Source organism: Trichlorobacter lovleyi (assembly GCF_015239775.1).
In the GTDB taxonomy this organism is placed as follows: Bacteria; Desulfobacterota; Desulfuromonadia; order Geobacterales; family Pseudopelobacteraceae; genus Trichlorobacter; species Trichlorobacter lovleyi_B.
The window spans coordinates 2,083,684-2,096,795 of sequence record NZ_CP058409.1 but is presented as its reverse complement, the minus strand read 5'-3'; the positions used below and the strand labels follow the sequence as shown (position 1 = coordinate 2,096,795).

11 protein-coding genes are annotated in these 13,112 nt (G+C 54.4%); 9 read left to right on the top strand and 2 right to left on the bottom strand.

Annotated features, from left to right (window positions below; all coding sequences use genetic code 11):
- Positions 1 to 15 precede the first annotated feature (15 nt).
- Genes FY034_RS09655 through holA form a run of 9 tightly spaced genes read left to right on the top strand, consistent with a single transcriptional unit; the run spans position 16 to position 10,108 of the window.
- Complete coding sequence (locus tag FY034_RS09655) at positions 16 to 867, top strand: CheR family methyltransferase (protein ID WP_416222761.1); 852 nt, start codon at positions 16 to 18, stop codon at positions 865 to 867.
- Positions 867 to 1,937, top strand: a complete 1,071-nt coding sequence (cheB, locus tag FY034_RS09650; RefSeq protein WP_265549959.1) for a chemotaxis-specific protein-glutamate methyltransferase CheB — start codon at positions 867 to 869, stop codon at positions 1,935 to 1,937. Before FY034_RS09655 ends, cheB begins: the two co-directional genes overlap by 1 nt.
- Positions 1,938 to 1,952: 15 nt before the next feature.
- Positions 1,953 to 4,430 carry a leucine--tRNA ligase gene (gene leuS, locus FY034_RS09645; RefSeq protein ID WP_265549957.1) on the top strand — a complete coding sequence of 826 codons (2,478 nt, stop codon included), beginning with the start codon at positions 1,953 to 1,955 and terminating at the stop codon, positions 4,428 to 4,430.
- On the top strand, positions 4,420 to 4,956 hold the full coding sequence (gene lptE / locus FY034_RS09640) for an LptE family protein (protein ID WP_265549955.1): 537 nt from the start codon (positions 4,420 to 4,422) through the stop codon (positions 4,954 to 4,956). The genes leuS and lptE overlap by 11 nt, the downstream gene beginning before the upstream one ends.
- Positions 4,957 to 4,981: 25 nt before the next feature.
- Positions 4,982 to 6,982, top strand: coding sequence for a SpoIIE family protein phosphatase (locus tag FY034_RS09635; RefSeq protein WP_265549952.1), 2,001 nt, complete (start codon positions 4,982 to 4,984; stop codon positions 6,980 to 6,982).
- Between the two features lie 18 nt (positions 6,983 to 7,000).
- Positions 7,001 to 7,531: a SiaB family protein kinase gene (locus FY034_RS09630; protein ID WP_265549951.1), complete on the top strand. Its 531-nt coding sequence runs from the start codon at positions 7,001 to 7,003 to the stop codon at positions 7,529 to 7,531.
- A gap of 14 nt (positions 7,532 to 7,545) precedes the next feature.
- Positions 7,546 to 7,923 (top strand): SiaC family regulatory phosphoprotein, encoded by a 378-nt coding sequence (locus FY034_RS09625; RefSeq protein WP_265549949.1) that lies wholly within the window; start codon positions 7,546 to 7,548, stop codon positions 7,921 to 7,923.
- On the top strand, positions 7,920 to 9,098 hold the full coding sequence (locus FY034_RS09620) for a diguanylate cyclase (RefSeq protein WP_265549946.1): 1,179 nt from the start codon (positions 7,920 to 7,922) through the stop codon (positions 9,096 to 9,098). Before FY034_RS09625 ends, FY034_RS09620 begins: the two co-directional genes overlap by 4 nt.
- The gene (gene holA / locus FY034_RS09615) at positions 9,098 to 10,108 is read left to right on the top strand and encodes a DNA polymerase III subunit delta (RefSeq protein ID WP_265549944.1); all 1,011 of its coding nucleotides are present in this window, start codon (positions 9,098 to 9,100) and stop codon (positions 10,106 to 10,108) included. Before FY034_RS09620 ends, holA begins: the two co-directional genes overlap by 1 nt.
- Positions 10,109 to 10,125: 17 nt before the next feature.
- Here holA and FY034_RS09610 read toward each other — a convergent pair whose 3' ends face one another.
- The gene (locus FY034_RS09610) at positions 10,126 to 12,636 is read right to left on the bottom strand and encodes a CotH kinase family protein (RefSeq protein ID WP_265549942.1); all 2,511 of its coding nucleotides are present in this window, start codon (positions 12,634 to 12,636) and stop codon (positions 10,126 to 10,128) included.
- A 168-nt stretch (positions 12,637 to 12,804) separates the two neighbouring features.
- Complete coding sequence (rpsT, locus tag FY034_RS09605; protein WP_012470163.1) at positions 12,805 to 13,068, bottom strand: 30S ribosomal protein S20; 264 nt, start codon at positions 13,066 to 13,068, stop codon at positions 12,805 to 12,807.
- Between the last annotated feature and the right edge of the window lie 44 nt (positions 13,069 to 13,112).

Here is a 13,112-nt window from a genome sequence, read left to right as displayed (position 1 = left end):
GAACCGGAAATACTGATGTCTGAGGAGGAATTCCGGCTGCTGCGTGATCTGGTCTACAGTCACTGCGGCCTCTGGTTTGACGACCAGAATTCCTACCTGCTGGAAAAAAGGCTCAGTCGCCGGCTGGTTGTCCATCAGCTGAAATCATTCCGTGAGTACTATCAGTTGCTGCGTTTTAACCGCAAGCGTGATCAGGAACTGGAAGAGATCATGGATCTGCTCACCACCAACGAAACCTATTTCTTTCGTGAGGAATACCAGCTCAAGGCCTTTTCCGATGAGATTGTTCCGGAGATCTGTGCTGCCAGAGGGGCACGGGAGCACAATCATCGTATCCGGGTCTGGTCTGCCGGCTGCTCAACCGGTGAAGAACCGTATACCATTGCCATGCTGCTGCTTGAGATGGACTGCCTGCGTGACTGGTCGATCGAGATTGTCGGCACTGATATCAGCCAGCGTGTGCTGCAGCATGCCCGCCGCGGTATCTATGGAGCATCGGCATTCCGCTCAACCGATGACTACTATAAAAACAAGTATTTTGCCCAGCAACCCGAAGGGGGCTTCCGGGTTCTGGACAATGTCAGAAAACTGGTTACCATCAGTCACCTGAACCTGTTGGACAGTACCAGGATGAAGATGCTGGGCAGCTTTGACCTGATTTTTTGCCGCAATGTCATCATTTATTTTGATCAACCGGCCAAAAAGAAGGTGGTTGAGTCGTTCTATCAGGTCCTGCGCGATTCCGGCTACCTGCTGCTGGGGCACTCTGAATCACTGATGAATATCACAACCTTGTTTAATCTGCGCCACTTCAAGAACGACATGGTGTACCAGAAACCGGTCAGCTCACCAGCAGGAGGTGTCTGATGAAACCGATCCGGGTACTGGTGGTGGATGATTCGGCCTATAGCCGTCGCAGTATCAGCAAGATGCTGGAGGGAATGCCCGGGGTTGAGGTGGTCGGCTATGCGGTGGACGGCGAGGAGGGGATCCGCCAGGTTATTTCACTCAAGCCTGATCTGGTGACCCTTGACCTGGAGATGCCGCGCATGGACGGTTTTACCCTGCTGCGGATTCTGACCAGCCGCTTCAGTCTGCCGGTACTGGTCATCAGTGCCCTGTCTGACGCAGACAAGGTCTTTCGCGCCCTTGAAATGGGGGCGCTTGATTTTGTGGCCAAGCCGATTCAGGGTAATGCCCTCGAACTGAACAGCATTGAGCTGGATCTGAAGTGGAAGGTAAAGCAGATCATGGTGAGCCTGCTCAGTAAAAAGGCTCGCCAGACAGCACCGCTGCCGGAGCTGGATAAGCCGCGCAAACCGTTGCGGTCTGCCGGCAAACGTGCCGTTGAACTGGTGGCTATTGCCTCATCAACCGGCGGACCACCGGCCCTGCAATCGATTTTCAGTTCTTTTGACCAAAGCTACCCTTTTGCCGTGGTGGTTGCCCAGCATATGCCCCACGGATTTACCCGGGCCTTTGCTGACCGCCTGAACCGTACCTCGCCCTTTACGGTACGTGAGGCCCATGATGGGGATCCGGTTGAGCCGGGTCTGGCACTGATCGCCCCTGGTGGCTGTAATCTGCTGCTTGAAGAGGTTGGTGCCGGCATCCGCGCCAGGGTAAAACCGCCGGAAGCCAGTGATCGTTATGTCCCCTCTGCTGACGTGCTGTTTACATCCTGCGCCCCGCTGTACGGCAGCCGGATGCTGGCGGTGGTACTGACCGGTATGGGCAATGACGGCAGCAAAGGGGTGGTTGCAGTCAAGGAACGGGGCGGCCAGGTGCTGGCGGAATCAGAGGACAGTGCGGTGGTCTACGGCATGCCCCGCGAGGCCGTGGCAACCGGATGCGTTGACCGCATCGTGCCGTTACCGGGCATCAGTCAGGCAATACTTGCATGTGGCGGATTTGGCAGTCCGAAATTGATACTTTGAGAAGAGGAGTAACCGATGTCAGCAGATCAGAAGTATACACCGGCCGAGGTTGAGGCCAAATGGCAGCAACAATGGGAGGCTCAGAAGACCTTCAAGGTAACAGAGGATCCTTCCCGGAAGAAATATTACCTGCTGGAGATGTTTCCCTATCCCTCCGGCCGTATCCATATGGGCCATGTCCGTAACTATTCCATCGGTGATGTGGTTGGCCGTTTCAAGCGGATGCGCGGTTTTAATGTGCTGCATCCCATGGGGTGGGATGCCTTTGGCATGCCTGCCGAGAACGCCGCCATCAAGAACAACTGTCACCCGGCTGCCTGGACCTATGAAAACATGGCCTATATGCGGGATCAGTTGAAGCAGATGGGGCTTTCCTATGATTGGGATCGTGAACTGGCCACCTGCGATGTCAGCTATTACCGCTGGGAACAGAAGCTGTTCCTGGAGATGTATAAGCGGGGGCTGGCGTACAAGAAACAGTCCTTTGTGAACTGGTGCCCTTCCTGCGAAACCGTGCTGGCCAACGAGCAGGTGGAGGACGGTGGTTGCTGGCGTTGTGATACCGAGGTGGTGCAGAAGGAGTTGGAGCAGTGGTTCTTCAAGATCACCGATTATGCTGAGGAGCTGCTTGAGTTTACCAACAAGCTGCCTGGCTGGCCTGAGCGGGTGCTGACCATGCAGCGCAACTGGATCGGCAAGAGTATCGGTTGTGAGATCGACTTTCAGCTGGATGGCCGGGAAGGGGAGATCAGGGTCTTTACCACCCGGCCCGACACCCTGTTTGGTGCCACCTTCATGTCGCTGGCCCCCGAGCACCCCAAGGCACTGGAGTTGACCACGGCTGATCGTCGTGCTGAGATTGAGGCCTTCATTGACAAGGTCAAAAAGACCGACCGGATTGCCCGCACAGCTGATGACCTGGAAAAGGAAGGCGTCTTTACCGGTTCCTACTGCATTAACCCGGCTACCGGTTGCAAGATGCCGATCTATCTGGCCAATTTCGTGCTGGTGGAGTACGGCACCGGTGCGGTCATGGCGGTGCCGACCCATGATCAGCGTGACTTTGAGTTTGCCCAAAAGTATGAGCTGCCGTTGGTGGTGGTGATCCAGCCTGAAGCTGAACAGCTTGACCCGGCCAGGATGACGGCAGCCTTTACTGACGTCGGTGTCATGACCAATTCGGGCCAGTTTGACGGCCAGAAGAGCGACAGTGCCAAGGAGGCCATTGCCGCCTGGCTGGAGCAGCAGGGCAAGGGTAAGAAAACCGTGAACTTCCGCTTGCGGGATTGGGGGGTATCCCGTCAGAGATACTGGGGTTCTCCGATTCCGATCATCTATTGCGACTGTTGTGGCGCAGTGCCGGTACCGGACAAGGATCTGCCGGTGGTGCTGCCCCATGATGTGCAGTTTACCGGGGAAGGCGGCTCGCCATTGGCGACCCTGGAAAGCTTTACCAAGGTGGATTGCCCGCTCTGCGGCAAGCCGGCCCGCCGTGAAACCGATACCATGGACACCTTTGTAGAGTCTTCCTGGTATTTTCTGCGCTACTGCTGCCCGGATTTTGAAGGGGGCATGCTGGACAAGGCCCGCGCCCAGTACTGGATGTCGGTTGACCAGTATATCGGCGGCATCGAACATGCGGTGCTGCACCTGCTCTATGCCCGCTTCTTTACCAAGGTCATGCGCGATCTTGGCTACGTGGATGTGGATGAGCCGTTCACCAATCTGCTGACCCAGGGGATGGTGATCAAGGATGGCGCCAAGATGAGCAAATCCAAGGGCAACGTGGTTGACCCGGATGCCCTGATCAAACGCTACGGCGCTGACACGGCCCGCCTGTTCTCGCTGTTTGCGGCACCGCCTGAAAAAGATCTGGATTGGAACGAGCAGGGGGTTGACGGCTGTTACCGCTTCCTGAACCGCGTCTGGAAACTGGTTCATGAGAACATCGAGACGGTGTTGTCTGCTCCTGCCCTTGACCCTGCAGCGCTGACCGATGAGGAACGCAGCCTGCGTCGCGCCGTCCATAAGACCCTCAAGAAGGTCACCGAGGATATTGATGAACGTTTCCACTTCAACACCGCCATTGCCGCGGTGATGGAGCTGATGAACACCCTGCAGGGGGCCCGTCTTGCAACACCACAGGCCGCTGCGGTCATGAAAGAGGCACTGGAACTGGTGGTGACCATGCTGGCTCCGTTTGTCCCCCATATCACCGAGGAACTCTGGCAGTCGCTTGGCCATGCCACGCCCCTCTCGGCAACCGTCTGGCCTGCCTGGGACAGTGAGGCGGTGGTGGATGAAGAACTGCTGGTGGTGGTGCAGGTCAACGGCAAGCTGCGTTCCAAGCTCTCGGTGGCAGTCGGCATTGATGAGGAGGCGATCAAGCAGCTGGCCCTTGCTGATGACAAGGTCAAGGTCTTTACTGACGGCATGCAGATCCGCAAGGTGATCTATGTGCCAGGAAAGCTGGTGAACATCGTTGTCGGCTAGGTTGAAGCTGGGTAAGGCCTTGATGCTCCTGCTGCTGGTATTGTCGGCAGCAGGTTGCGGCTACCATTTTACCGCAGACAGCGGCACCAGACTGCCGGCCGGACAGCGGGTCTGGGTGCCGTTTTTTAAGAATTCTACGTCCTGTGCCAATGGATCGGTTGCCCTGAAAAGGGCTGTCTTTGATCAGTTTGCCGAACAGCGCACTATCCTGCCCGCTGCAAGCGCGGAACAGGCCGATCTGATTCTGGAGGGTACTCTGACCGGTTATAGCGCCGGTGTGGTCAGTTACTCAGCAGCTGACAAGGCCCGGGAATACCGTCTGACCATTACGGCTGATATTACCGTGCGTCAACGTGGTGCTGCCAAAGAGAGTACTCCGCTCTGGCGTGGAACCCTCTCGGCCTGGCAGGACTATCCGGTGGCTGCCACCATTGAGTTGCAGCGCAGCAATGAGGATGCCGCTTTGACCGCTGCCAGCCGCAAACTGGCACAACAGCTGATCTGGAGCCTGGAACAACAGTACTGACCAACCGGGGCAACAACGTGCGGATATGCAGCAACTGACGCTCAGAACAAAATTTATCCTGATTACTTCGGCAGTTTTTCTGATTGCCGCAGTTGCGGTCTTCTCTTTTTTTTCCGGGGTGACCTCCCGTATTATCACTGCGTTTGCCTTGCAGTCTGCCACCAGTAAGGCCCTGCATGATAAAAACAAGATCCTTTCAATCATTGACCGCGAGGTGGCACTATCGCTCAAGCTGGTTGATGATGATCTGATCAGGGCCTGGGTTGCTCCGGGCCAGAGCCCTGCCGTAAAAAAGGCTGCTTTGCATCAGTTGGAAAGTTATCGCCGTTTTTTTCGTAACAAGAGCTATTTCATTGCCCGGGCCGCAGACGCAAGCTATTACACTGCAGACCGCTCCACGCCGCCGGAACAGCCCAAAAGCAGTCAGCTCAGTCGTGATAATCCTTCAGACTCCTGGTTTTTTGATACGTTGCGCAGGGTGGATACCTTTGAGGTCCATCTGAATTATGACGCCCTGATTCATCAAACCAAGGTCTGGATTAATGCCATTATCCGTGACAACAAGGGCACTAAGATCGGCATTGGCGGTACCGGCATTGACCTGACCGAGTTCCTGCAAGAGATCGTACTGACCGATGAGCCGGGGACTGCGGCAATCCTGATTGATCGTCGCGGCATTATTCAGGCCCATCACGACAAGGCGCTGGTTGAACGCAATGCCCTGGAACAGGATTATGACAAAAGGGTCACGATCTTCCAGCAACTTGAACTCTCTGCAGAGGCAGAACAGTTGAAACAGGAGCTGGAGAGCCTTGCCAGTCATCCCCAAAAAAAGGTGTCAGCCTTTCCAATCAGGATTAATGGGCGCCAATCGTTTGCAGCAGTTTCCTACATGCCTCAGATCGGCTGGTACACCATTGCGTTGGTTGATTTTTCCCACGTGATGCAGACAACCACTTTTCTGCCGATTATCCTGGCCAGCCTGCTTGCACTTCTGGCTGTTATTACGGTAATCGGCTATGCAATAAACCGTATGGTCCTCAGGCCGCTGAACCTCTTGACCGGAGCAGCCGGAGAGGTGGCAGAGGGGCGTTATGACAGAGCGCTGCCGGTGTTGTACAGGGATGAAATCGGCATGCTGACCCAAAGCTTCAACAGTATGGCTGCCACGGTACGGGAACATACCGCGCATCTGGAGGAGCGGGTGCTGCAGCGGACCCGGGAGTTGACCGACGCCAATCAAAAGCTTGAGGCGTCCCAATCCAGAATCATGGAGAGTCTTCAGTATGCCAGGATACTGCAGACCGCCATCCTGCCGGATCCGCAGCGGTTTGGCCGGATCTTTGCCGACTGGTCGGTTCTGTATCAGCCGTGCGACCTGGTTGGTGGAGATCTGTATTGGCTGCATGAGTCTGACAAGGGCAAGGTCTTGCTGGCTGTACTGGATTGTACCGGCCACGGGGTGCCGGGGGCCTTTATGACCATGACCGTCAACTCTGTGCTGAACCATATTGCGGATACCCTCTGTGCTGATGATCCGGGGCGGATCTTGCAGGAGGCAAACCGGTTGCTGCAGGAAACCCTGCGATTGCGTCAGGATGGAGAGAGTTTGGTGGATGCCGGGCTTGATATCGGTCTGTGTTGCATCGATCTTAAGCAGCAGTCTTTGACCTTTGCCGGGGCAGGAATCTCCTTGTATTATGCCGACCAACAGCAGGTGTCTGAAATCAAGGGCGACCGGCAGCGGGTGGGGTACAGCGGCAGCGATCTGCAGTTTGTCTATCAGAACCATCATCTGACATTGAACAGTGCAGTAACCTGTTACATGACCACTGACGGTTTTCTGGATGAAGGTGGTGGTCCCAAAGGCTATGGGTTTGGAACTGCCCGTTTCCGTCAGCTGCTGTCTGAAAACCATGGCCTTGATCTGCAGCGTCAGTTTACTGTTTTTGCGCAGCGGATCGATGCCTGGCGTGGTACGAAAAAACAGCGTGATGATATTACCGTGTTGGCCTTCCGTCTGTAATCCTGGAGAGGAGTTGCCATGGATCTGTACAACCTGAGAAAGCAGTTTGATGAGTCCGGCATGATGATGTGTTTTAACGGTCCTTTTTCCCACAGCATCATTGAGGAGATCGGAACCGCGCTGCGCAATCACCTGGCAGCCGAAAATATCGCAAAGGCTGCGGTACTGGATGTCTTTGCGGTCTATATCGAACTTGCCCAGAATGTGCGTAATTACCTGGCGCTACGAGAACTTGGCCAAGGTGATACGGCCGCCTCGATCATTACCATTGCCCGTTGGAACGAGGGCTACATGGTCTCTTCCGGCAACATGGTCCTGCAGGAAGATGCAGCGTTGCTCTGTGCCCGGATCAACGAGATTAACACCATGACGCCTGAAGAGCTGAAGCGCAGCTACAAGGAGCAGATGCGACGCGAGGTCCAGCCCGGAGCCTTGGGGGCGGGGCTGGGGCTGCTTGAAATTGCCCGCCATTCTTCAGCGCCGATGAACTGTTCTGTACGCACTATTGATGAAACCTATGTATTTTTCAGTCTTAGCGCTTTTGTTTAGCAGTGGAGAACATTATGGCACATCTTGACATTCCCCAGACCACTTCGACGCCGTTGATCAGTTTTGATTGTGAGGCAAAAACCCTGCGTATTTCCGGGGAGTCCTACCCTGAGAACTCCTTTGCCTTTTATGCACCGGTGCTGGCGTGGCTGAAACAGTATCTGCTGGACAACCGGCAGCTGACCATTGCCATTACCATTACTTATATGAACAGCAGCAGCACCAAATGTATGCTGGATCTGCTGGATATCATGGAAGAGGCCTATGGGCGGAGTGTCAATGTCTCGATCATCTGGCATTATGACCTTGAGAATCCCCGTTCTTTTGAGCTGGCGGAGGAATTTTGCGAAGAGGTCAGCTTTCCCTTTGAAATAACGGCACTTAGCAAATGATTAGGGCCAGAAAAAAAACATCTCAAAAACCAGAACAATCTGATCCTGTACTGCAGCGCACGGTACAGGTTCTGGCCAATCCCCCGGAAGACAGGACGGAACTGCTTGCTGAATATTTTGTGCTGTCTGACAGCTTTAACAAACTCCATCACCAGTTGTATAAAACCATTGCCATCAGCGACTCGTACCAGCAGCAACTGAAGGAGTTGTCCAGGAAACTGGAACAATCCGATATCAAGCTGCGTCAGTTGAGTGAAGTGGCATTACCGATCTGTATGTACTGCCACAAGATACGGACTGATGATAATTACTGGCAGCGTTTGGAGACCTATTTCAGCAGCCATGTGGATATCATGTTCAGTCACGGCATCTGTCCGGACTGCGTCAAGACCACCTACAGCAAGCTGGAGGAAAAGGGACAGTCTGCTGTTGTTCTGCCGCAATTGCAGAGTAAGCGACAGAAGGCCGAGGTACCTGAAGACGAACCGCTACGTGAAATGAAAGAACTGCTGGAAAGGATTTCAACTGCCGGCGATCCGTTGAGCCTAGAACTGGAAAAGATTGTCAGCCGTTATGCCAAGCTGTTGAGGCGTTTTAACAAGATCGTCACTATTAGTGATTCCTATCAGTTTCAGTTGCAGGACCTGAATATGCGGCTTGAGGTGATGGTCAGGACCGATATCCTGACCGGACTTGCCAACCGGATGGAGATGCTGAACCAGCTTGAGATTGAACAAAAACGTTCTGAACGCCATAACAAGACCTTTTCACTGATTCTGGGCGACCTGGATCTCTTCAAGCAGGTAAACGATACCTTCGGCCACCTGGCCGGTGACCGGGTGCTGCGGCAGATCGGAGCCCAACTGAGAGACTGCCTGCGTTCAGAGGATGTGTGCGCCCGTTGGGGCGGAGAAGAATTCATGGTTCTGTTGCCTGAGACCTCGCTTGAACAGGCTGTGATTGTGGCTGAAAAGCTTGCTGCTGCAGTGCGCGGGAAAGAGATCGTCTGGGATAATCAGCCTATTCATTTGACCATGAGTTTCGGGGTGGGGGCTTTTTGCGCCGGGTGCAGCATCGATGAATTTATCCAGCAGGTTGATAACGCTCTCTATGAAGCGAAAAATGCGGGGCGGGACAGGGTCGTGAAGGCCTGTACACGGAAACAGGTAACCTGATGACTGAACAGGAACTTGAAAAACAACTTCAGACCGGCTGTTTTTCAGCGGTCTATTTCTTTTATGGTGAAGAGCCGTTTCTGGTTGAACGGGCTGGTCGTCGTGTCATGGAAAAGGCGGTTGATCCTGCCATGAAAGACTTTAACCTGAACATCTACTATGGAGCGGATTGCAAAGGGACCGAGATTCTTGATACCTCCCAGACGTTGCCGATGTTTGCAGAACGCCGGGTGGTGGTGGTCAGGCAGGCCGACAAGCTGCCAGCCGCAACCCAGGAAGGGCTGTTGCCCTATCTGGCCAATCCCTGTCCGGAAACCTGCCTGCTGTTCCTGGCTGCCAAACCTGACCTGCGCCGTAAATTTTTTTCCGAGCTGAAGAAACAGCCTGGCACGCTGGAGTTTAAGAAGCTGTATGACAACAAGCTGGGGCCGTTTATCAATGCTGAAGCCGCAGTACATGGCAAGAAGATCGATGGGGCAGGAACCGAGATGCTGGGCTTCATGGTTGGTAACAATCTACAGGAGCTGGTTTCACAGATTGAGAAGGCGGCCCTGTATGTTGGTAACCGCCCGGTGATCGGGGTTGAGGATGTCAAGGCAATCGTCAGTCAGAGCAAGTCTTTTACCGCCTTTGAGCTGGCCAGGTTCATGGGTGAAAAGAATCTGGCAAAGGCCTTGGCCACCTTGCAATCCATGCTGCAGAATGGTGAAGAGGCGGTCATGATCCTGGGCGCCCTGGCCAGTCATTTTCGCAGGATCTGGCGGATCCGGGAGCTGCTGGATCAGAAGATGACCCCTGCTGATATCGGTAAGCAACTCAAGATCCACCAGTTCTTTCTGGGGGAACAGGTCACCCAGGCCAAAAAATACCCGGTTTCTGAACTGGAAGCCCTGTTTGAGCGGTTGTACCGGGGGGATGTCGGGGTCAAGACCGGCTCCTCAGCAGCAACGGTTCTGCAGGGACTGGTCTATGACGCCTGTGCCGGGACAGTAGCCGGTTTGGCTCGTTGAGCCATACTTTCATATTCTCAGGATACCGTGAACTGTAAAACCCCCCAGTAGGTTGCTCCTTCCGTGTCATGGCGATCAAACCCGGTGGTCGTCAGCCCTGCCGCATTTCTGGCAATTACCCGCAGATAGTAGGTTCCGGCAGCTGGTTTGGCTATGGTCAGACTGGTGTCCGAATAGGTTGAGGTGCTATGGATAACGGTACTGAACGCAGGGTCACTTGCAATCTGAATGTCATAGGTAACAGCCCCGCCTTGTAAGTCCACGGCAGGATCCCAGGCCAGCACCAGAGTTGATCCCTCCACGGCTGCACTCTGCCAAAACGGCATTGGTTGATTCAATGACGCCAGATAACGATCAAGATTGATTTTTGTCACCGTCACAAGGCGGGCATACTCATGTGCCCACTGCTCTTCTGAATCTGCCCCTGCAACGGTGGGCAGGTGATCAAGATCAGGGCTCCTGGTGATAAGCGGTTGAACCAGTGGCCTGTAGCTGTCCAGTAACGCCTTGATTCTTTCCGGTGTCAGGTAGGTGCTGTAGATATCCAGCACGGTCCGGGTAAGATCAGCCCTGTTGGCGGCATCCATGAGAAAGCGGTTATGAAGCGGGACTCCCCACCAGTTGCCGATCCCCATCTGCCAGGGGGCGTACAGGTTGCCAGCAACCTGGATATCCGGCTGGTTTTCAAAGCCGAATGCACCGTCGTAATCCCAAGGTATGAAATAGAATCTGTTCCCTGCAGACGGTTGGTACAGTTCAAAATTCTGGGTGATGGTGTCACGGTTGCCGGCCAGGATATTGGTTGCCAGCCAGGTGATATAGTTGTTGCGGTCAAAATAGGTTGCGATCGTGTCATTGATGCTGCTGCTGTCGTTATTGACGGCGTTGATCATGGCAATAAGCGGCCGGTGATCAGTATTCACGTTTTCAATCTCCAGAATCAGCTCGAAGGCAGCCTTGTCTAACGGTTTTTTGCCATCGCTGCCGAGCGTCAGACCATCCTCCATGCGAAACGTAAAATTGTTGGCCTTGTAGATGTTGCCGTCCGTTGCCAGCCCCCGGTTTGAGAGGTAGTCCTTGCCCACCTTTTCCACATGGGTAAAAAGCCCGTAATCGCCATCGTTGCTGTTGTTTTCGTCATCGATAGTGATCTGCATGAACTGGGTCCGCAGGCTGGGAAGGTGCGGAATGTCACGGAACAGGTCAAAGGCAAGCTTGTTGCGGACCCTGGTCAAATCCCAGGGGTGTTTGTTGAGTTGCAGGGTCGTCTCATTACGCCAGTAGCGCTGGACGCTGCTGGCATCTTTTGAAAGTTTTACCCGGTATGATTTCTGGACGGCAAGGCGTGAGCTGTTGCCGCGCAGCCGCAGTGTGGCATTGGTTGCTACACCGTCATCAGGGTAGTCATCGGCCAGGAAATGAGCGCTGACTTCAGGTTCCCAGGTGTCATTGGGGTCGGTATCCTGATTGACCAGATCAAAGGTGTAGACACCACCAGTATAAGCAGTATCAAAGGTCTTTATGGCAGCCTGCAGCACAGCTGCCTGCTGCTCAGCTGTATAGAATGCGTTTGGCGAGTCCGTTACTGCTGCTGCTTCCGGCTGGCTGAAGAGGGAGCTGGCGGAGTAGGGCGCAGTAACCTGCTGCACCGTGACTGTTGCCGTGTCTGCCGTGCTGTCCAGCTGGCCGTTGTTGACAATCAGCCGGGCCACGTAAAGGCCGGGGAGGTCAGGTGTAAAGGCCGGGGTCGCCGTGGTTGCTCCGGAGAGGACTGCTGAACTGCCTTGCGGCTTGACTGCCAGATCCCAGCTGAATGAGAGTGGATTGCTGCCTGTGTCCCTGCTGCCGGTGCCATCCAGCTGGACCGGCCAGTTGGGGAAACTTAAACGGTCTGAGCCGGCATTGGCCACCGGCTGGGTTGTGGATGTGCCGGATGCAATGGTCAAACCGCTCACCGCAAGACTGCCGCCGGCAATGGTCAGGGTACCATCCAGCAGTGAGACACTGTCCTGGTTTTCAAAACTGCTGTTATACCCGCCCTGAAAGCTGAGCAGTGCCGGGTTTGTCAGCAGGATATCCTCGTGGAACACGCCTCCTGCAGCGCGTAAAACCTCGCCGTTAGCGGCATGGTCAAGCGCCGTCTGAAGTGTTGGATAATAACGCGATGGTGTTCCTTGAATCCGTACCTTTGCCGGTCCTTCAACAAAGGTTGCACTCATGGTGGTATCACCTGTGAGCGTCAGGGAACAGCTGTTTGCCCCTGTGCATGACCCTCCCAGCCATCCGGCAAACGAAGAACCGGCAGCAGGGACCGCAACCAGAGTGATTGAGGTTCCGGTTGCGAAGGAGTAGCTACAGGAACCGGTCGAGCATGCAATGGTGGCCGGAGTGCCGCTGACAGCACCCTGGCCGTTGACCGTAACCATGAGTTGGGCTGTGGCGGCTGCAGCGCTGGCCTGCTGAAACAGAGCGATAGATGCCGTTACAAGGGAAATCAGCACATGCTTTGCCGGAAGTAGTCTGCGCATAACCAAGCCTTTTGTACGAATTTTAGATGGGTACTTAATTAAGTTGATATAAATTATGCCATGGGGGTGGGGATTGCAAGCGGGATAGCTGGAGGGAACAAAAAAACCCTACCTGAAAACAGGTAGGGGTTTTATCTAAATGGTACCGGGCTGGTCTGTTGCGGAGGTTTAGCCCAGTGTATTAACCAGTTTGGTCAGACGGGATACGCTGCGTGAGGCATTGGCCTTGTGAATGACCCCTTTGGTGGCAGTCTTGTCAATAACCGGAATTGCAACCTGCAGGGCAGCTACTGCTGCCTCTTTATCTTTGCTTTCAACCGCTTCACGGACCCGCTTGATATAGGTCTTGAGCGTTGATTTTTGATGACGGTTACGGGCATTGCGCTTTTCGTTCTGCTTGATACGCTTGATTGCCGATTTGTGATGAGCCACGTGCTACCTCCGAATGTTGTACAGCAGTCATATGCTGATTGTAA

What these genes read in the sequence shown, in the direction of transcription:
- FY034_RS09655 (WP_416222761.1), top strand. Translation starts at nt 16, where the DNA reads ATGTCTGAGGAGGAATTCCGGCTGCTGCGTGATCTGGTCTACAGTCAC.
- cheB (WP_265549959.1), top strand. Translation starts at nt 867, where the DNA reads ATGAAACCGATCCGGGTACTGGTGGTGGATGATTCGGCCTATAGCCGT.
- leuS (WP_265549957.1), top strand. Translation starts at nt 1,953, where the DNA reads ATGTCAGCAGATCAGAAGTATACACCGGCCGAGGTTGAGGCCAAATGG.
- FY034_RS09635 (WP_265549952.1), top strand. Translation starts at nt 4,982, where the DNA reads ATGCAGCAACTGACGCTCAGAACAAAATTTATCCTGATTACTTCGGCA.
- FY034_RS09630 (WP_265549951.1), top strand. Translation starts at nt 7,001, where the DNA reads ATGGATCTGTACAACCTGAGAAAGCAGTTTGATGAGTCCGGCATGATG.
- FY034_RS09625 (WP_265549949.1), top strand. Translation starts at nt 7,546, where the DNA reads ATGGCACATCTTGACATTCCCCAGACCACTTCGACGCCGTTGATCAGT.
- FY034_RS09620 (WP_265549946.1), top strand. Translation starts at nt 7,920, where the DNA reads ATGATTAGGGCCAGAAAAAAAACATCTCAAAAACCAGAACAATCTGAT.
- holA (WP_265549944.1), top strand. Translation starts at nt 9,098, where the DNA reads ATGACTGAACAGGAACTTGAAAAACAACTTCAGACCGGCTGTTTTTCA.
- FY034_RS09610 (WP_265549942.1), bottom strand. Translation starts at nt 12,636, where the DNA reads ATGCGCAGACTACTTCCGGCAAAGCATGTGCTGATTTCCCTTGTAACG.